The organism is Micromonospora krabiensis (assembly GCF_900091425.1).
Taxonomy (GTDB): Bacteria; Actinomycetota; Actinomycetes; order Mycobacteriales; family Micromonosporaceae; genus Micromonospora; species Micromonospora krabiensis.
The window spans coordinates 6909950-6928519 of record NZ_LT598496.1 but is presented as its reverse complement, the minus strand read 5'-3'; the positions used below and the strand labels follow the sequence as shown (position 1 = coordinate 6928519).

General features: G+C 73.6%; 16 protein-coding genes. 6 read left to right on the top strand and 10 right to left on the bottom strand.

Going from position 1 to position 18570, the window contains the following annotated elements; all coding sequences use genetic code 11:
* Positions 1 to 62: 62 nt before the first annotated feature.
* Positions 63 to 422, top strand: coding sequence for an STAS domain-containing protein (locus GA0070620_RS31835; RefSeq protein WP_197677496.1), 360 nt, complete (start codon positions 63 to 65; stop codon positions 420 to 422).
* Here GA0070620_RS31835 and GA0070620_RS31830 read toward each other — a convergent pair.
* The gene (locus GA0070620_RS31830; RefSeq protein ID WP_091599748.1) at positions 336 to 1313 is read right to left on the bottom strand and encodes a sigma-70 family RNA polymerase sigma factor; all 978 of its coding nucleotides are present in this window, start codon (positions 1311 to 1313) and stop codon (positions 336 to 338) included. The genes GA0070620_RS31835 and GA0070620_RS31830 overlap by 87 nt on opposite strands.
* Positions 1314 to 1474: 161 nt before the next feature.
* Here GA0070620_RS31830 and GA0070620_RS31825 point away from each other — a divergent pair, with 161 nt between their 5' ends.
* Both GA0070620_RS31825 and GA0070620_RS31820 read left to right on the top strand, forming a co-directional pair.
* A complete protein-coding gene (locus tag GA0070620_RS31825) occupies positions 1475 to 2293 on the top strand; it encodes an alpha/beta fold hydrolase (RefSeq protein WP_091597381.1) in 819 nt (272 codons plus the stop codon).
* 369 nt (positions 2294 to 2662) lie between these two features.
* A complete protein-coding gene (locus GA0070620_RS31820) occupies positions 2663 to 6316 on the top strand; it encodes an nSTAND1 domain-containing NTPase (RefSeq protein WP_091597378.1) in 3654 nt (1217 codons plus the stop codon).
* A 2-nt stretch (positions 6317 to 6318) separates the two neighbouring features.
* Here GA0070620_RS31820 and GA0070620_RS31815 read toward each other — a convergent pair whose 3' ends face one another.
* From GA0070620_RS31815 to GA0070620_RS31800, 4 genes are all read right to left on the bottom strand, one after another.
* The gene (locus tag GA0070620_RS31815) at positions 6319 to 6912 is read right to left on the bottom strand and encodes a nucleotidyltransferase family protein (protein WP_091597375.1); all 594 of its coding nucleotides are present in this window, start codon (positions 6910 to 6912) and stop codon (positions 6319 to 6321) included.
* A gap of 170 nt (positions 6913 to 7082) precedes the next feature.
* On the bottom strand, positions 7083 to 7925 hold the full coding sequence (locus GA0070620_RS31810) for a GNAT family N-acetyltransferase (RefSeq protein WP_091597373.1): 843 nt from the start codon (positions 7923 to 7925) through the stop codon (positions 7083 to 7085).
* A 61-nt stretch (positions 7926 to 7986) separates the two neighbouring features.
* Positions 7987 to 8955, bottom strand: coding sequence for an RNA polymerase sigma factor (locus tag GA0070620_RS31805; protein WP_091597371.1), 969 nt, complete (start codon positions 8953 to 8955; stop codon positions 7987 to 7989).
* Positions 8956 to 9003: 48 nt separating this feature from the next.
* Entirely contained in the window at positions 9004 to 9747 is a 744-nt protein-coding gene (locus GA0070620_RS31800) for a DUF1223 domain-containing protein (protein ID WP_157741742.1), read from the bottom strand.
* Positions 9748 to 9922: 175 nt separating this feature from the next.
* On the opposite strand from GA0070620_RS31800, the gene GA0070620_RS31795 reads away from it, so the two are divergent.
* Complete coding sequence (locus GA0070620_RS31795; protein WP_197677494.1) at positions 9923 to 10873, top strand: NADP-dependent oxidoreductase; 951 nt, start codon at positions 9923 to 9925, stop codon at positions 10871 to 10873.
* A 15-nt stretch (positions 10874 to 10888) separates the two neighbouring features.
* On the opposite strand, the gene GA0070620_RS31790 is transcribed toward GA0070620_RS31795, so the two are convergent.
* Together GA0070620_RS31790 and GA0070620_RS31785 are read right to left on the bottom strand one after the other, a co-directional pair.
* A protein-coding gene (locus GA0070620_RS31790; RefSeq protein ID WP_157741751.1) for an IS5 family transposase occupies positions 10889 to 11754 on the bottom strand; the annotation gives its coding sequence in 2 pieces (ribosomal slippage) (positions 10889 to 11421 and positions 11421 to 11754; 867 coding nt in all).
* Between the two features lie 135 nt (positions 11755 to 11889).
* A complete protein-coding gene (locus tag GA0070620_RS31785) occupies positions 11890 to 13011 on the bottom strand; it encodes a hypothetical protein (RefSeq protein WP_091599741.1) in 1122 nt (373 codons plus the stop codon).
* A 227-nt stretch (positions 13012 to 13238) separates the two neighbouring features.
* Between GA0070620_RS31785 and GA0070620_RS31780 the strand changes: the two genes are divergently transcribed.
* Together GA0070620_RS31780 and GA0070620_RS31775 are read left to right on the top strand one after the other, a co-directional pair.
* Positions 13239 to 13934, top strand: coding sequence for a response regulator transcription factor (locus tag GA0070620_RS31780; RefSeq protein ID WP_091597365.1), 696 nt, complete (start codon positions 13239 to 13241; stop codon positions 13932 to 13934).
* Entirely contained in the window at positions 13927 to 14949 is a 1023-nt protein-coding gene (locus tag GA0070620_RS31775; RefSeq protein WP_091597362.1) for a sensor histidine kinase, read from the top strand. The genes GA0070620_RS31780 and GA0070620_RS31775 overlap by 8 nt, the downstream gene beginning before the upstream one ends.
* Positions 14950 to 14975: 26 nt before the next feature.
* Here the strand turns inward: GA0070620_RS31775 and GA0070620_RS31770 are convergent, their stop codons facing one another.
* The 3 genes from GA0070620_RS31770 to GA0070620_RS31760 form a co-directional block, all read right to left on the bottom strand.
* Positions 14976 to 15533 carry a DM13 domain-containing protein gene (locus GA0070620_RS31770; RefSeq protein WP_091597360.1) on the bottom strand — a complete coding sequence of 186 codons (558 nt, stop codon included), beginning with the start codon at positions 15531 to 15533 and terminating at the stop codon, positions 14976 to 14978.
* Between the two features lie 81 nt (positions 15534 to 15614).
* Positions 15615 to 17297: a bifunctional 3'-5' exonuclease/DNA polymerase gene (locus GA0070620_RS31765; RefSeq protein ID WP_172836541.1), complete on the bottom strand. Its 1683-nt coding sequence runs from the start codon at positions 17295 to 17297 to the stop codon at positions 15615 to 15617.
* 328 nt (positions 17298 to 17625) lie between these two features.
* The gene (locus GA0070620_RS31760; RefSeq protein WP_091597357.1) at positions 17626 to 18558 is read right to left on the bottom strand and encodes a carbohydrate ABC transporter permease; all 933 of its coding nucleotides are present in this window, start codon (positions 18556 to 18558) and stop codon (positions 17626 to 17628) included.
* Positions 18559 to 18570: the final 12 nt, after the last annotated feature.

Sequence of the window (18570 nt, the reverse complement as noted above, 5' to 3'; positions counted from 1 at the left end):
TCGGCGGGAACTTATCGGTGCGCGGTGCGATGAGTTTCCCGGCTCCGCACGGTCCTATCCAGGTGGCGGACCCTACGATCGCGTTCCCCGTCGGCCCGACGGTGACCCGGGCCGACCTTCCCGGCCTGTGCGCCGACCTCGCCGGGCTGCTGCGCGGCCGGCCGCCCGGAATCGTCACCTGCCACGTCACCGGCGCCTCCCGGCGCGACGTGGTGACGGTCGAGGCCCTGGCCCGGCTGGCCGTGACCGCGCGTCGGCACGGCTGGCGGCTGGTCGTCGCCGGCGTCGACCCCGATCTGCGGCTGCTCGTCGGGCTGCTCGGCCTGAGCGAGGCGTTACCCGAGGCGGGCCGGCAGCCCGAACGCCGGGAACAGGCGGTCGGTGTCGAGGAAGCTGGTGATCGACCCGATCCGCCCCGCTGAGAGCCCCAACACGATCAGCGCCCACGGCTCGTGTCCGGAACCGGTGAGGCTGACCCGGTACTGGCCGAACGCCGGCATGCCGTTGGCGACCACCGGCAGCAGCCGGGACCCGCGGCAACCGCTGCCCGTGCCGGTCATCCAGGCGACGATGTCCTCGTGGCCGCGCAGCCACAGCGGCACCGGCGGCATCGACAGGGTCACGTCCTCGTGCAGCAGCGTCGTGAGCGCCCGCAGGTCGTACGCCTCGAAGGCCTGCACGTAGCGCGCGAGCAGCGCCTTCTGCTCGTCGTCCATCGGCTTGTAGACGTCGGCGGTCGTGTCGGCGGCGGCGAGGGTCGCGCGGGCCCGCTGAAGGGCGCTGTTGACGCTCGCCACCGACGTGTCGAGCAGGTCGGCGACCTCCTGGGCCGACCAGGCCAGCACCTCACGCAGGATCAGCACGGCGCGCTGCCGGGGCGGCAGGTGTTGCAGCGCCGCGACGAACGCCAGGCGTACGGATTCACGGCTGGCCACGACCTCGGCGGGGTCGCTGCGCTCCGGCAGCAGCCGACCGTCCGGCGCGGGGCCCACCCAGATCTCGTCGGGGCGCGGCTCACCCGGGCCGGTGGCGTCGCCGGACCCGGCCGGGCCGAGGTCCATCGGCAGAACCCGCCGCTGCGCGCTGGCGAGCATGGTCAGGCATACGTTCGTCGCGATCCGGTAGAGCCAGGACCGCAGCGCCGAGCGCCCTTCGAAGCGGTCGAAGCCGCGCCAGGCTCGCACGAAGGTGTCCTGCACGGCGTCCTCGGCCTCGAAGACCGAGCCCAGCATGCGGTAGCAGTAGCCGGTCAGCTCCGACCGGTACGCCTCCAGCTGCGACTCGATGGGTGCGTCTGTCGCCAGGTCACTCACCTGCACCAAGGTAGTCCAAGCGGGCCCGCCGAGGCGACGGTGACATGGCGGCGGGCCACCGTCCCGGCCCGCGAAGATTTCCGCCCGCCGGTGCGATGAGTTCTCCGGGTCCGGCCGGTCAGTACCGGTGTCAGCACGACCGAGAGCATGAGGAGCACACCATGACCCCCAGCGCGATCTTCGGCAAGGGCCGGTACGCCGACGTCAACGGCATCAACCTGTACTACGAGACGCACGGCGCCGGGCGTCCCCTGGTCCTGCTGCACGGCGGGCTCGGCTCGGGCGAAATGTTCGGGGCGATCCTGCCCACGCTGGCCGCGCACCACCAGGTCGTCCTGGTCGACCTGCAGGGTCACGGTCGGACGGCCGACATCGACCGCCCGCTGGACGTGACGCTGATGGCCGACGACATCGCCGCGCTGATCGAGCACATCGGCCTGCGCAAGCCGGACGTCGTCGGCTTCTCCCTCGGCGGCGGGGTCGCGTTGCAGGTGGCGATCCGGCACCCGCACCTGGTGGACCGCGTGGTCTCGGCGTCGGCGCAGATCCGCCGCGACGCCATCTACGCCGAGATGCTCGCCCAGCAGGCCCAGGTGAGCGCGGCGGCCGCCGAGTTCATGAAGGACACCCCCATGTACGAGCTGTACCAGCGGGTGGCGCCGCGCCCCGAGGACTTTCCGCGGCTGCTGGACAAGATCGGGACGGCGATGGAGAAGGACTACGACTACACCGAGGAGGTCCGCGGTCTGCAGGTGCCGACGCTGATCGTCGCGGCCGACGCGGACATGGCGCCGCCGAGCCACTTCGTCGAGGTCTTCAAGCTGCTCGACGGTGGGCTGCGCGACGGCGGCTGGGCGGGCGAGAGCCGGCCGAAGGGCGGTCACGCGCTGGCGATCCTGCCCGGGCTCACCCACTACAACCTCGCGGATTCGCCGCTGTTCGCCGCGGTCACGCTCGCCTTCCTTGACCGGCGGAGCTGAACCGGATCGGGTCGGCGGCGCGGGGCGGCCCGGCGCGACGGCCGTCCGCGATCGCGTGGATCCGGGCCCCGGGTGGACTCGCGTCACCCGGGGCCACGTGAGCGACCGGCCGGGATCGCCACCGCCACCGGCGCCTCGGCACCCCACCCCGGAGCCGCGCGTCCGGTGGGCGTCACGTTTCCCGCTCGGCTCCCGTCGGTGCCGCCGACCAGCGCGGCCAGGCCCCCGATCGAACCCACACTGCAGTCACACCCTGGCCGCGACCCGACACCGACAGTCGATGCCCACGGCATCTAGGTATAGTCACCCGCGGATTGTTAGCCAATCGCTTCCGGCGGATGACAAACAACTCTCCAACCGGGGGCCGACATGGGGAGACCCGAGCGACCGCTTGATCCGGAGGCGGGCGCCCTCCAGCAGTTCGCGCTCGACCTGCGCCGACTGCGGGCGACGGCCGGCCTGACCTACCGCCAACTGGCCCGACGCGCACACTTCTCGGTGACCACGCTGTCCAAGGCAGCCAGCGGAGAGGTCGTACCGAGCCTCCAGGTGACCCTGGCCTACGTGGCCGCGTGCGACGGCGACCGGGATGAGTGGACCGCTCGGTGGCACGCCCTGGTCGCGGAGCTGGCCTCCGCCGAGAAGGCACAGGTCAGCGACGACCGTGGGCCGTACCGAGGAATGGCCGCCTTCCAGCAGGCGGACGCGGAATGGTTCTTCGGCCGCGAACGGCTGGTCTCCCAGCTCTGCGACATGCTCACCCGGCTCCGCTTCGTCACGGTCTTCGCCCCCTCCGGCGCCGGCAAGTCGTCCCTGCTGCGGGCGGGCCTGCTGGCCGCGGTCGCCGACGGTTCCCTCGCGGGCGGCCGGGACTGGGCCACCCTGCTGATGACCCCGGGCGATCGTCCCGCCGACGCGCTCGCGGTGCGGCTGGCGAGGGAGCAGGGCCAGGAGCCTGAGGCGCTCCGGCAGGCGTTGGCCGAGGACCCGTCGAGCATCCGCTCGACGGTGGAGCGGATGCTCGCCGACCGCCCTCCGACCGCGAACCTGCTCATTGTGGTGGACCAGTTCGAGGAGGTGTTCACCCTCTGCCGGGACGAGAGGGAGCGGTCGACGTTCGTCGCCGCGCTGCTCGCCGCGGCGGAGGCGCCCAGGGCACGCGTGGTGTTGGGCGTACGGGCCGACTTCTACGGCCAGTGCGCGGCGTACCCGGCCCTGGTGGCCGCCCTCCACGACCACCAGGTGTTGGTCGGCCCGATGGACGACGACGACCTGCGGCGCACGATCACCGGCCCGGCCGAGCGCGCCGGCCTCCTGGTCGACCCGGCGCTGGTGGAGGTGGCCGTGGCCGAGGCCGGCGGTCAGGTCGGCGCTCTGCCGCTGCTGTCCCACGCGCTGCTGGAGACCTGGCGGCTGCGGCAGGACAAGCGGTTGACGCTGGCCCGGTACCGCGAGGCGGGCGGCGTCAACGGTGCGATCGCCCGCACCGCCGAGCGGGTGTACGCGCAGCTCAGTGAGGGACAGCGGAGACAGACCCGGGAGATCTTCCTACGCCTGACCGCCCTCGGGGACGGCACGGAGGACACCCGGCGGCGCGCGCCGCTCGCCGAGCTGGTCGGCGGCGCCGACCCGACGGCCGGCGCCGAGGCGCTCGCCAGGTTGACGGCCGCGCGGCTGGTGACGGCCGACGAGCACGGCTTCACGGTGGCCCACGAGGCCCTCATCCAGGAGTGGCCCCGGCTGCGTCGCTGGCTGACCGAGGATCGCGAGCTGCTGCGCGCGCACCGCAGGCTGACCGAGGCCGCGGCCGAGTGGGATCGGCACGACCGCGCCGACGGGTTCCTGTACCGGGGGGTCCAGCTGGCACTCTGGGAAGCCCGCCAGGCGATGGACCTCAACGACCTCGAACGGGTCTTCCTGGCGGCCAGCCGCGCGCGGGACGCCCGGGAGCGGCGGGCCGGCAGACGGCGGACCACCGTCGCGCTGGCCGCGCTGGCGGCGACCGTTGTCGTGGTCAGCGTCCTGGCGGCGGTGGCGCTGGTCCAGGCGGACCGGGCGGGCGCCGAACGGGACCTCGCGGTGTCCCGACAGCTGACGGTGGAGGCCGGCAACCAACTCCAGATCGATCCGCGGCAGGCGCAGCGTCTGGCGACCAGGGCGTTGACCACCCGCCCGACCCTGGACGCGGAGATGGTGCTGCGCCAGGCCGTCGTCGACGACCGGCTGCGGTCGGTGCTGCCGATGGCCAACGGCGAGGCGTTGGGCGTCGTGTTCAGCGCGGACGGCACGCAGTTGGCGGCCACCGGGGCCGACGGCGAGGTGCGGATCTGGACGTGGACCGGTCAGGATGCCGCCGGCCCCGGCGTGGTGCTCGACGGTGGCCCCACGGGGCAGGTCTGGAGTCCGGTGTTCAGCCCGGACGGGACACGACTGGCCACCGCCGGATCGGACGGCACCGTCCGGATCTGGCGGGTCGGGCAGACCGGTCCGCCCACCGTCCTGCGGGGGCACCAGGGTCCCGTGTGGGGGGTCGCGTTCAGTCCGGACGGCCGGCTCGTCGCCAGCGCCGGCGAGGACACCACCGTGCGTGTCTGGGACGCCCGAGGTGTCGGCGAACCGCTGGTGCTGCGCGGGCACACCCGACCCGCGGTCGGGGTGGCCTTCAGCCCCGACGGACGCCAGCTGGCCAGCAGCGGCCACGACACGACCGTACGGCTGTGGGATCTGGCCGCGCGTTCCACCAGCCGGGTCCTCACCGGGCCGAGCGACGCCACCCGCACGCTGGTGTTCAGCGCGGACGGCACCCGGCTGGCCTGCTCCAGCTCCGACGGCACGGCCTGGGTGTGGCCGCTGGCCGGGCGGGCGGCGCCGGTGGTGCTGCGCGGGCACGAGGGCACGGTGGAGGGCCTCGCGTTGAGCCCGGACGAGCAGTGGTTCGCGACCACCAGTGACGACCTGACCGTACGGGTGTGGAGCGCCCGGGGCGGCGGCGACCCGCTGGTGCTGCGTGGGCACACCAACCGGGTCTGGGCGGTGGCGTTCAGTCCGGACGGCTCCCGACTGGTCAGCGCGGCCGACGACGGGACCGTTCGGGTCTGGGACCCCGGCAGCGACCGTCAGACGCTGCGCGGCCACGGCGGGGCGGTCTGGTCGGCCGCGTTCACCCCCGACGGTCAGCGGCTGGTCAGCGGCGGTGAGGACGGTGCGGTCCGGGTCTGGGACCTCACCGGCCGGGCCGAGCCCCGGGTGGTGGGCCGCCACGACGGCGACATCTACGGGCTCACGGTCAGCCCCGACGGCACGCGCGTCGCCAGCGGCGGCAAGGACGGCACGGTGCGGGTCTGGGACCTGGCCGGCGAACGGGAGCCGATGGTGTTCCGCGGCCACGAGAAGCAGGCCTGGATCGCCGACTTCAGCCCCGACGGTCGCTACCTGGCCAGCGTCAGCAACGACAAGAGCTTGCGGATCTGGGACGTCACGGGCGGCGGGGAACCGGTCGTCCACCGGGCCGCCGAGGAGATCCGGTACGCCGCCTTCAGCCCGGACGGCACGACGGTCGCCACCGCCGGGGCGCACGGCACCCTGCAGATCTGGGACGCCCTCGGCGACGCCGCACCCCGGCTGCTGCCGGGCCACGAGGGGCTGGTGTGGGCCGTGGCGTTCAGCCCGGACGGGCGGAAGGTGGCCAGCAGCGGCTTCGACGGCACCGTGCAGATCCACTCGCTGACCCGCGACGCGGCCCCGGTGGTGCTGCGCGGCCACGAGGGTCCCGTGTGGCACGTGTCGTTCAGCCCGGACGGGCAGTGGGTCCTCAGCTCCGGGAAGGACGGCACCGCTCGGCTGTGGCGCGCCTCGGAGGCGGCGCGGTCGGTGACCTTCACCGGTTTCGGCGCGTCGGTGGAGACGGTCGACTTCAGCCCGGACGGCGAGCGGCTCGTCTCGACCCACGACGACGGCACCGTGCGGGTCTGGCCGTGCCGCGCGTGCGCCCCGGTCCGCAGCCTGCTCGCCGAGAGCCCCTAGGGTCAGACACCGACGCGCTGCGGTGGGACGGTCAGCCCGTAGAGCGCCATCAGCTCCGGTGAGTCGATCCGGCTGCCGTCGGCCACCCGGTCGCAGGCGATGTCGACGATCTGGTCCTTGTGCGCCAGCAGGTACGGGCGCGCGCCGACGTCGGCGCTGGCCAGGGTCGCGATGCCGGCCCAGTGCCGGCGGCCGAAGAGCATCGGGTAGCCGCGCAGCCCGTCGTAGGTGGCGCAGACCAGCACGTCCGGGTACGGCAGGGCGGCGACCCGGCTTACGGCGGCGGCGGTCAGCCCGGGCATGTCCACCGGGACCACCACCACCGCCTCGATCGCCTCGTCGTCGATGGCGGCCAGCCCGGCGCGGATGGAGGATCCGACGCCGGTCCCCCACGCCCGGTTGACCACGACGGTCGCGGCCGTGAGGTCGGCCGTCTCCCGTACCTGGTCGGCGGCGGCGCCGAGCACCACCACGATCCGCGCGCACCCCGCCTCGGTCAGCGTGTCGATCATCCGGTTGACCAGGGGCTTCTCCCCCTGGTGCAGCAGCGCCTCCGGACCGCCGATCCGGCGGCCGCCGCCCGCGGCGATGATCATTCCTGCGATCCGGTTCAGCTGTGCCCCCTCCACCGTGGCACGAGCCGACTCCGGCCCGTACCGACCTACGGACACTGCAACGAGCGCGGCCGACCACGGGTGGCGGGGCGAAAAGGAGAAATAGCGCAACCGTTATGCATCGGGCGAGACGGCCACCGCTGTGCCGGTGCTCAGGCCGCCGGATCCGCCTCGGCCCGCCAACGCCAGTTCTGCCGTGCGTACCGGACACTCAGCCCGGCACGCTCCAGGTTGACCAGCGACTGGTTGACGGCACCGTCCGCCGGCTTCCCGGTCTCCGCGACCAGCCAGCGGCAACCCGCCGCCCGCGCCGCCTCGGCGCGCGCCGCGATCAGCGCCGACTGCGCCCCCAGCCGGCGGTGGCTGGGCAGCGTCGCACCGGCGTTGAGCGCACCCGTCGGGCCGTGCACGAACAGGTTTGCGCCGGCCACCAGGTCCGGCCCGTCCCAGACGCCGTACGGGTGGCACCGCGGATCGTCGACGCTGGCCGCCAACATGTCGGCGAGCCCGCCCTCGGTCGGCATGCCGAAGCCACGCAGCACCACCTCCGCCCACTCCGCCGCGTCGCTCGCGCCCACCGGGCCGACCCGCAGCCGGGTGCCGCCCGCGGGCCGGACCTGCCCGATCGGGGCCGCCAGCTTGACCCAGCGGGTCGTCGGCTCGATCCCGTACGCGGCGCGAATGTCGTCCCAGTCGGCGGGTAGGGCCGACGGCGCGATCTGGAGGACGGCCTCCCGGGTGCCCTCCGCCCGGTAGAACGCCACGATCTCGCCCACCAGCTCGCGGGTCACCGGCTCGGTGAAGCCGAACCCGAGCGCCTTGCTCCAGTAGTTGACCGGGTCGTCGCGCATCGACACGACCACGCCCCCGCCGATCCGGGCGGCGGCGATCCCGAGCCGCTCACGGGCCGCGGCGGGCGCGCCCGTGAGATACGCGTGCATGAACTCCGCCTCGGCCGCCTCGGTCAGGGCGTCGGTCAGCTCCGTGTTCGTCATGGTCACGTCGACAGGACGCGGTGGGCGGGGTGGAGGTTCGGCGCCGAGGCCGTGGCCCCGGTCACGCCGTCAACTCGGCGGGCCGGGACGGGCGGCGGGCGTGGAAGAGGCGGCACCGCTGCACCCGGCCGTCCCGTACGTGGTGGATCCAGGCCGCCGCCGGCGGGCAGTGGAAGGGATCGTCGGACGGATTGACCAGCTCGAACTCCCAGACGCTGAGGTCCCGGCCCGCCACCACGTTGGTCAGACGGTGATACACCCCGGCCTCGATGTCGCCCGCCAACGCCCGCCGGATCCGGTCCCGCCCCACCGCCCGGGGCGCCCGTGGCCAGAACGACTCCACCGTCGGCGACCAGTACGCCTCGTCGAAGGCCTCCCGCAGCCTGCCGCGACGCGCGGCCGACAGCGTCTCCTCCGCCTGCCGCCGGCGTGCCGTCGTCAACGCCGCCGCGTCGTCGTGAACGGCGTCCGCCGTCGCCAGCACGGCCCGGGCCAGCCGGCTCCGGGCCTCGGCGAGCCGGCTGCGCACCGTGCCGACCGGCACCCCGCAGGCGTCGGCGATGTCCTGGTAGGCGGTGACATCGGTGAAGTACCGCAGCACGAGCACCAGCCGCAGCGGCGGCGACAGCTGCTCCAACGCGTGCCAGATCCAGTCCCGCGCGGCGTGCCGGTCCACCAGCTCGGCCGGGTCCGGCTCGGCCGACGGCAGCGCCGCCGCGACCGCCTCGTCGAGCGGCACCGGGACGCGGGCCCGCGCGCGCGTCCGACAGGCGTTACGGACCACCGCCCGCAGCCACGGGCCCACCGCGTCCGGGTCCCGCACGTCACCGACCCGGCGCAACGCCACCACCGTGGCGTCCTGCACCGCGTCCTCCGCGTCGGAGCCGTGACCCAGCAGACTGATCGCGACCGCGAGCATGGCGGCGCGGTGTCGCGCGATCAGCAGCCCGAGGGCGCCGACGTCGCCGGCCTGAGCCGCCCGCACCAGATCCGCGTCGGTGGGACCGTCGACCCCGGAAGTGATTGGCACTCGCCACAAACTACCTGGTCAGCACCCACCCAGCCACGCCGCGACGGGTCACCCGGCCAGGTCGACGGCCACGGCCCCGACGACGGCCTTGTCCCGCTCGCTCTGCACGTAGCCGACCACCGCGGCCCGCCGCACATCCAGATCCCGCGGTGCCGCCAGCTCGACCCGCCCGCGCTCGGCGGCCAGTGCGGTTGACGTGAACGCCCGCACCACGTTGTCCTGCCGCAGCGTCCGCCCGGCGTTCTCACCCGCCGCGACGTCGGTCGCCAGGTCCCGTTCCACGACCGCCAGGTTGAGTGTCGCCGGCTCCGGCAGCCGCCCGGCCTGGTACTCCACCACCACCCGGCGCCCGCCGTCCGCGGCCTCGACCGACAGCGTCACCGGTGTGCCGGCGGGCCCGGCGAGGGCGGACGCGATGACGTCCGCCGCCCGACGACGGTCGGAGCCGATGAACTCCACCGCCCCGTTGACGATCATCTGCGGCGTGTACAACCGCCCGGAGCCGAAGGCCCGCGCGTACGCCTCCTGCCGCGCCGAGTACGCCCCGTCGCCGAACGGGTCGGGCCAGCCCAGGTAGTCCCAGTAGTCGACGTGGAATCCGAGAGCGTAGACCGGCCGTCCGTGTGTGCGGGCGTCGCGCTCGATCTCGCTCAGCACCTCCTCGGCCGGCGGGCAGCTCGAACAGCCCTGGGACGTGAACAGCTCCACGACGGCGAACCCACCGGCCGGCGGGTCGTGACCTGCCGGGGTCGGCGGGTCCGCGCCGAGCGAACCAGTGCGTGGATCGGTCACCGCACCTCCCCCGCGTCGGATCCGACTGCCGTTCCTCCGATTCCCGTTCCCGCCCCGACCATGCCGCCGCGACGCGCCTGCCGACCCGATCGCCGGCGGCATGCGGGGATAGCCGACGTCGGCGCGGGAATACGCCGCCGACCGGACAATGCGGGTCGGAAGGAGTGGTCCCCGGATGAGCACGATGCGGGCCGTGCGAGCCCACGCCAGGGGTGGACCGGAACAGCTCTCGTACGAGGAGGCGCCGCGGCCCGAACCCGGCCCCGATGAGGTGCTGGTGGCCGTGAAGGCGGCCTCGATGACACCGCACGAGCTGACCTGGCCGGCGACCTGGACCACCGCCCTCGACGGGTCGGGGCCCGAGCGGATCCCGATCATCCCGTCGCACGAGTTCTCCGGCGTCGTCGGTGCGGTCGGGACGGACGTGGCGAGCCCCGGCGTCGGCGAGGCGGTCTACGGTCTGATCCCATTCGTGCGGGACGGCGCCGCCGCCGAGTACGTGACGGTGCCCGCCGACGTCGTGGCGGCCAAACCGGCCACCGTCGACCACGACGACACCGCGGCCATCCCGCTGGCCGCGCTGACCGCCTGGCAGGCGCTGGTGACGCACGCCGGTCTCCAGGCCGGCCAGCGCGTGCTGGTGCAGGGCGGCGCCGGCGGCGTCGGGATCTACGTGGTGCAGCTGGCGGCGAGCCTCGGCGGCCGCGTGATCGCCACCGCGGCGGCCGGCGACCTGGATTTCGTCAGGGACCTGGGCGCCGAGCAGGTGATCGACTACGCGGGCGACCGGTTCGAGGACCACGTCCGCGACGTGGACATCGTCATCGACCTCGTCGGCGGATCGACGCAGTCGCGCTCCTGGTCGGTGCTGAAGCCGGGCGGGATCCTGGTCAGCGTCGCCGCCCCGCCCGACCAGGAGGAGGCGGCCCGGCACGGCGTACGCGGGGCGTACTTCATCGTCGAGCCCGACCGGGACGCGCTGCGGTCCATCGCCGAGCTCGTCGACGACGGACGGCTGCGGCCGGTGGTGGACCGGGTGCTGTCGCTCGCCGAGACACGCCTGGGCTACGAGGCGCTGGAGACCAGCAAGCGCCGCGGCAAGGTCGTCGTCCACGTCGCGGACTAGGGCGTGTCCTGTCGATCATGGGAGCCAGATGACGGCAGCGATCAGGACGAGGCCGGCTCGGTAGAGGGATGCGCGTTTGGCGTATCGCGTTGCCAGGTCACGCCACTGCTTGAGCCGGTTGAAGCAGCGTTCCACGACGTTGCGCTTCTTGTAGATCACCTTGTCGAAGGCCGGTGGTCGCCCGCCGTGGCTGCCCTTGGCGGCCCTGCGAGCGACCTGGTCGCTGCGTTCCGGGATGACGTGCCGGATCCCGCGTTGTCGCAGGGCTCGCCGGGTCGAGTCATGTGCATAGCCCTTGTCCGCGATCAGCACCTCCGGTCGCTTGCGGGGCCGACCCGGCCCGGGCTCGTTGACGCGGATCGCGTCCAGCAGCGCCAGGAGCTGCGGGTTGTCGCCGGCTTGGCCGGGGGTGAGCAGGATCGACAGCGGCCGTCCGCGTCCGTCGACCGCGAGGTGGATCTTCGTGCTCAACCCGCCGCGGGACCGGCCGATGGCCTCGCCATCTTGCGCACCAGGCGTCGCCGCACTTGTCGGGGAGCCCCCTTTTTGCGGGCGCCAGCGGCATGCTGGTGCGTCCGCACGATCGACGAGTCGATGCTGATCGTCCACTGCACCGGTGTGCCGTCGTCATGCACCTGCGCGGCGGCCAGGATCCGATCCCACGTCCCGTCAGCGGTCCAGCGGCGCAGCCGTTCGTGGCAGGTCTTCCACGGCCCGAAGCGTTCCGGCAGGTCACGCCACGGCGCACCCGTGCGTAGCTTCCACAGGATCCCGTTGATGACCTGGCGGTGATCCCGCCACCGCCCCCGAGCTCCGCCAGGTTCCGGTAGCAGCGGCGCGATCACCACCCACGCCTCATCGGTCAGCTCACCACGACGCACCACCGGCACATCGTTAACGATCAACCATTACATGATCGGCAGGACACGCCCTAGACGAGCGGTGCGGCCGGCTGAGGGCGGGCCGGCCGCAGCCACAGCCGGTCCGCCCCTGCCGACGCGCCGGGTGGACGCCGCTCAGCCGACGCGCTCGATGAGCGCCGTGCTCTCCGCGGCCGGGTCCCAGACCGCGCCGACCCCCCAGAACGCCGACGTGCCGGGGATGTTGGTCAGCGCCGACAGGTACGGGTCGGCGTTGTTGACCTTCGGCCCGTAGGTCACGCTCCACCGCCCGCCGGTGTAGCGCAGGAACAGCGACCCGGGGTACTCGACGTAGGGCGGCACCGGATTCGCTCCGCTCACCCAGAGGTTGCCGGCTCGGTCGCCGGCCACGGCTCCCAGGCTGCCCGCGCTCACCGGCGCGGGAACCCGCTGCCAGGTCGTGCCGTCCCAGTGCAGGATCAGCGGCTTCGGCGCGCTGTCGTAGTCGACCGTGCCGACCGCCCAGGCGTCGGTGGCCGAGCGGGCCCAGACGCCCAGCAGTCGCGCGCTGGGCACCGTCGGCAGGGTCGCCACCCGCCACGTCGATCCGGTGCGCTGGAGAATCATCGGCTCCGGATAGGCGGCGTCCCCGACGTGCCAGGAGCCGACCGCGAACGTGGCGCCACCCGGCGCGGTCGCCACCCCGTACAGGGTGCCCCACCAGGCGTCGGCCCCCGGCACCGTCACCCTGGTGAACTGCTGCCCGTCCCACTCCACGACGAGCGCGTGGGCGTTCCCGCCGACGAACACGGCCCGCCCATCCTCGGCGGCCACGTCGAACAGGGTCGAGCCGGTCTCCTGGCCGAGTGGTCGGTATCCCTGCCAGGCCGACCCGTTCCACCGCGCGGCGTACGGCGCGAGCTGCCGGTCCTGACCGACGGTCCACACGTCCGACGGTCCGGCCGCGCTCACCCCGGACAGGGTGCCCACGTCATCCGGCAGCACCCGCTCGGCCCACCCCGTCCCGTCCCAGCGCAGCAACGCGTACGGCCGCGGCGGCACGGGTGCCCCGTAGCCGGAGCCCTGGTAGCCGACGGCCCACGCCCCGTCCGGCCCGGTCGCCGCCACGTCCACCAGCCGGCTCGACAGCTCCAAGCGCGGCAGGGCCGCCACCCGCCACTTCGGGACGGCCGCCTGGGCCGGCAGCGACCCGAGCAGGCTGACCAGCACCACACCGAACGCCACCGTGCGCCACCGGCGTCGTAACGTCACCCCCATGGACAACTCCTTCGATCGGTCGATGGAGGTCAGCGTCACCGCTGTCGATGCCGTACGCGAGCGCGGGGGCGGTTCCGTAAGGCCCTCGTAATCCCCGGGGCGGCGCCGCACGCCCGCCGTAAGCACTTCGCAAGGTTTCCCAGCGTGTGGTCGTCGCCGCCGGCTGGCTACGCTGGCCCGATGGCGGCGAACACGGTCCACCGGACCGACGTGGGCGGAGACCACCGGTGACGCACCGGGTGCTGGTGGTCGACGACGACCACACCGTCAGCGACGTGGTCTGTCGCTACCTCGAACATGCCGGTTACCAGGTGGAGCACGTGGGAGACGGCGCCGCTGCCCTGACCGCGGTCGCGCGGCAGGCGCCACACCTGGTCGTGCTCGACCTGATGCTGCCCACCCTCAACGGGCTCCAGGTGTGCCGCGAGCTGCGGACCCGACCGGACAGCCTGCCGATCATCATACTGACCGCGCTCGGCGACGAGGCAGACCGGATCCTCGGCCTGCAACTCGGCGCGGACGACTACCTGACCAAGCCGTTCTCACCCCGGGAACTGGTGCTGCGCGTGCAGTCCGTGCTGCGTCGCGCCGGCGGGGAGCCGACAGCCGGTCGACCGCAGGTGCTGACCGACGACGGCCTGGTGGTGCTGACCGGCCCCCGAACGGCGCACCTGCACAACACCGAGCTGACGCTGACCCTGCGGGAGTTCGACCTGCTCGTGCACTTTCTGCGTCACCCGTCCCAGGCGTTCACCCGCGCCGAACTGCTGGAGCGGGTCTGGGGCTGGAACTTCGGCGACCAGTCGACGGTCACCGTCCACGTACGACGGTTACGCGAGAAGATCGAGGTCGACTCGGCGGCCCCCCGGCGGATCGCGACCGTCTGGGGCGTCGGCTACCGCTACGATCCCGCCCATGCGTGACCTCACGCTGATCTTCCTGCTCGCGCTCGGCGCCGCGCTCGTCGTCGGCGCCGCCGGCGCGCTGCTGCTCCGCCTGCTGCGCCGCAGCTCGATCACCGTGCACCTGTGCGTCCTGCTGACCGTCACGGTGCTCGCGGTCGTCGGCGGCGTGGCCGCGGTCGCGGAGGCGATGTTCCTGTCGCCGCACGACCTGGAGGTGGTCCTGATCACCGTCGCGGCCGCGGCGACGGTCAGCCTCGCCGTCGGCTGGCACTTCGGGCGACGGCTGGCGGCCGCGGCGGTCTGGGCCGATCAGGCCCGCGACCGGGAGCGGCACCTCGAGAAGGGCCGTCGGGACCTCGTCGCGTGGGTCTCGCACGACCTGCGCACCCCGCTCGCCGGGCTGCGGGCGATGGCCGAGGCGCTGGAGGACGGGGTCGTCAGCGACCCGGCGACAACCCGCGAGTACCACCGGCGGATCCGGGTCGAGACGGACCGGATGACCCGCCTCGTCGACGACCTGTTCGAACTGTCCCGGATCAACGCCGGGGCGCTCGCCCTGTCGCTGAACGCGGTTCCGCTCCGCGAGGTCGTCTCGGACGTGCTGTCCAGCACGGCGCCACTGGCCGCCGCACGACGCGTCCGGCTGGTCGCCACCGAGACCGGCTGGCCCACGGTGTCGGCGAGCGAACCGGAACTGACCCGGGTGGTGGCCAACCTGCTGGTCAACGCCGTGCGCTACTCCCCGGAGGATGGCACCGTCCGGATCGAGGCGGGCCGCGAACGCGACTCCGCCTGGCTCTCGGTGACCGACACCTGCGGCGGCATTCCACCGGCGGACCTGCCCCGCCTGTTCGAGGTGGCCTTCCGCGGTGAACCCGCCCGCACCCCCCGCCAGGCCAACGGAGGCGCGGGCGCGTCCGGCGGGCTGGGACTGGCGATCGTGCGCGGTCTGGTCGAGGCGCACGGCGGCCGGGTGGAGGTGCACAACACCGGCGACGGATGCCGTTTCGTCGTCCGACTGGCGGCGGCCTGACCCGCACGCCGGCACCTCGGCCCGGCTCAGGTGGCCGTCAACTCCGCCGCCCCGAACGAGACCGCGAAGCGCCGGCACCAGATCGAGACGCTGCGGAAGTCCGCCGGAACGAGCGAAGACGGCAGCTCGTACACCTGGTCGCCCCGGTTGCCCTTGAGCCGCGCCACCTCGAACCACTCACCATCGTCGAAGACCCGCCAGCCCGCGGTACCCGCGAGCACCGGCTGGTCGGTCAACCAGACCCGCAGGTCCGGTCCGTTCGACGTGTCGAGGTCGCGCAGCACGAGCAGGTGCCGACCGTCGGGCCGCCGGACGATCTCCGCCCGACCCCTCGTCGCATGCTCGTGGGTGACGAACGCGCCCCCGGCGAGCACCTGGTTCCGCGCCGGGGGCGCGCTGGCCGTCGCGCCGGAGGCGCTCGGCGCCGGGGTGGTCGTCGCGGCCGTCGCAGGCAGGGCGTCGTCGACGTAGGTGTCCGTGACCAGCTTCCACGGCGCGAACCAGTAGAGCCCGAACGCCGCCACCACGCCGAGAAGCACCACGCCCGCCCAGGCGAGCGGAGATCGAAGGATCCGCGTCAACATTGCTCGAATGTAGGGGCACCGGCAGTCGTGGAGCGGATCGTCACGCCTTGCGAAAGTCTTACGACACCCGCGCCCGACCCGTCAGGCCGCGTCGGCGTAGCAGTCCACCACGGACAGATCGAGCGGGAACCGCACCGGGGTGTCGCCGAACAGCAGCGCCGACGCCCGCTCCCCGGAGCGGGTCACCGAGGCGGCCACGTCGTCGGCCTGCGCGGCCGGGGCGTGCACCACCACCTCGTCGTGCTGGAAGAAGACCAGCTCGGCGTCGCTGCCAGCGAGCTCGCCGCGCAGCGTCGCCAGCAGGGTCGACGCCCACTCGGCCGCGGTCGCCTGGATGACGAAGTTGCGGGTGAACCGGCCCCGCGAGCGGGCCGCGCGCGCCCCGGGGCTCTGCGTGTCGAACCCGCCGTCCGGGTCGGACGCGCCGTCGCCCGGGTCCCCGAAGCCGACGGTGCCGGGCGGGCACGTCCGCCCCAGCCAGGAGCGGACCAGTCCGCCCGCCTCCCCGGTGCGCGCCGCCGCCTCCACGTAGCCGAACGCCGTCGGGTAGCTGCGTTTCAACACCGCCAGCGCGGGCACCGCCGCTCCCCCGGTCTGGCCGTACATCGCGCCGAGCAACGCCACCTTCGCCCGGGCCCGGTCGCCGCCGAACGCGTCCTGCGCGAGCGCGGCGTAGAGGTCGCCGGCCCCACCGGCGGCGGCGAGTCGGGCGTCGCCGGAGACCGCGGCGAGCACCCGCGGCTCCAACTGGCCGGCGTCGGCAACCACCAGCCGCCAGCCCGGGTCGGCCACCACCGCGCGCCGGATGACCTTGGGAATCTGCAACGCCCCACCGCCACGGGTGGCCCAGCGACCGGAGACCACACCACCGGGCACGTACTCTGGCTGGAACCGGCCGGCGCGGACCCACTGGTCGCGCCACGCCCAGCCGTGCGCCGTCCAGATCCGGTAGAGCTCCTTGTATTCCAGCACCAGCGGCACCGCCGGATGGTCCACCCCACGCAGCACCCAGGCCCGGGTGTTGGGCACCTCCACCCCGGCCCGGGCGAACGCGCGCAGCAGCTCCGCCGGGGAGTCGGCGTGCAGTTGGCGTACGCCGAACGCGTCGGCGATCCGCGCCGCCAGCTCGGCCAGCCGACGGGGCGGCCCACCCACCGGGGACGGCTCGCCGAGCAGCTCGGCGAGGATCTGGTCGTGCACGTCGGCGCGCCAGGGCAGCCCGGCGGCGCCCATCTCCACGCCGATCAACGCGCCGGCCGACTCGGCGGCCACCAGCAGCCGGAACCGGCCGGGATGGGCGGTGTCGGCGATCCGGGCGAGCTGGTCGGCGTAGACCCGGGTCAGGGCCTCGATGCCGGGGCCCGGCGGGCCGGAGGGCGGGTCGAAGAGCGCCGCCTGGCCGACGCCGGGCGGCGCGGGCGGGCGTGGCGGCGGGTCGGCGGGCACCGGCGCGCCGGTCAGCCGGGCCCAGGCCGCGGCCAGCGACCGCGGCTCACCCCACCGGCCGGCATGACCGAGCAGCAGCGCCTCGGTCAGCTCGACGTCGTGGCACCGGTCGACCCGCACCCCGGCCCGCAGCAGCTCGGGGTAGAGCGCCGCACCGGACGCCCACACCCAGCGTGGCCGGTCCGCGCGTTCCCGGGCGGCGACCGCGGCGGGCAGGTCGGCGACCGTCTCCGGCGGGCCGGCGGGGTGCCCGGCGGCGTCGAGCGCCTGCAGCACGCCGCCGCTGCCGCCCTCACCCGCCACCACCGCCACCAGCACAGACGCGATTCTGCCTCGCCGCTACGACACTCTTCCGGCCCACCCACGGCGCCGGCGATCGAGGCCGCCCCGGGACGGCCACCGACTGACGCACCGACCGCGCGGGCAACGCTCACGCAGCGACGGCGCGCGACCGACCGACGCGCCGTCGGGGTACCGAGGACGCGGAGGGTGGCCGTCCCCGTGGAACGGCCACCCTCCGCGTGAACGAGGCCGCACCCCCGGCCGCACCCGTGGGAGGGCCTCGTCACGCCACCGCGCCGGTCAGGTCACGGCGCCCTCAGCTCACCCCGCCGCCACCTCACCACGCCGTCACCTCACCACGCCGTCACTTCACCGCGCCGGAGGTCAGACCGGACTGGATCTGCCGCTGGAAGATCGCGTACACGATGATCATCGGCAGGATGGAGAGCGTCAGCGCCGCGAACAGCGCCGCCCAGTCCGCCTCGTAGCCGGCGGACGTCGAGATGCTCGCGATGCCCTGGGTCAGCACCCACTTGGAGTCAGCGCCCTCGCCCTGCATCAGCGCGACCGGCAGCAGGTACTGGTTCCACTGGCCGATGATGTTGAAGATCGCGATGCTGACCAGGCCGGGGCGGGCCATCGGCATCATGATCCGGAAGAACAGCCGGGTGTGCGACGCCCCGTCGATCATCGCCGCCTCGGCCACCGACTGCGGCAGCGTCTTGAAGAACGCGGCCAGGAAGAAGACGGTGAACGGCAGCGAGTACGCGATGTAGACCAGGATCAGACCGGTGTAGGTGTTGAGCAGCCCGAGGTTGTTGACCACCAGGAACAGCGGCACCAGGGCGAGGAACACCGGGAACGCCAGCCCGGAGACGAACAGGTAGTAGATCACCCGGTTGCCCGGGAACGGGTAACGCGCCAGCACGTACGCGGCCATCGCACCGAACAGCATGGTGCCGGCGGTGCTCAACGTCACCACGAAGACGCTGTTGAGGAAGTACCGCCCGACGTGCGCCTCGCTCCACGCCCGCGCGTAGCTGCTGAAGCTGAACGAGTCGGGCAGGGCGAACGGGTTGCCGAGGAAGATCTCGGTGTTGCTCTTGAACGAGGCCAGGATGGTCCAGAGCAGCGGCGCGATCACCAGGATCGCCCAGACCAGCAGGGCGATGTGCCCGAGACCGCTGAGCAGACCGACCTCGCGGCGCCGGTCGAGGGACGCCTTGGCCTTCCGGCTGCCGGCCTCGGTGGCGCCGGCCGGGGCCACCGGTGCGCTCGGTGCGATTTCCGTCGACATCTCAGACCCCGC

Coding starts and splice junctions, on each gene's coding strand:
- GA0070620_RS31825 (WP_091597381.1), top strand. CDS start 1,475: ATGACCCCCAGCGCGATCTTCGGCAAGGGCCGGTACGCCGACGTCAAC.
- GA0070620_RS31820 (WP_091597378.1), top strand. CDS start 2,663: ATGGGGAGACCCGAGCGACCGCTTGATCCGGAGGCGGGCGCCCTCCAG.
- GA0070620_RS31815 (WP_091597375.1), bottom strand. CDS start 6,912: ATGATCATCGCCGCGGGCGGCGGCCGCCGGATCGGCGGTCCGGAGGCG.
- GA0070620_RS31810 (WP_091597373.1), bottom strand. CDS start 7,925: ATGACGAACACGGAGCTGACCGACGCCCTGACCGAGGCGGCCGAGGCG.
- GA0070620_RS31795 (WP_197677494.1), top strand. CDS start 9,923: ATGAGCACGATGCGGGCCGTGCGAGCCCACGCCAGGGGTGGACCGGAA.
- GA0070620_RS31785 (WP_091599741.1), bottom strand. CDS start 13,011: ATGGGGGTGACGTTACGACGCCGGTGGCGCACGGTGGCGTTCGGTGTG.
- GA0070620_RS31775 (WP_091597362.1), top strand. CDS start 13,927: ATGCGTGACCTCACGCTGATCTTCCTGCTCGCGCTCGGCGCCGCGCTC.
- GA0070620_RS31770 (WP_091597360.1), bottom strand. CDS start 15,533: ATGTTGACGCGGATCCTTCGATCTCCGCTCGCCTGGGCGGGCGTGGTG.
- GA0070620_RS31760 (WP_091597357.1), bottom strand. CDS start 18,558: ATGTCGACGGAAATCGCACCGAGCGCACCGGTGGCCCCGGCCGGCGCC.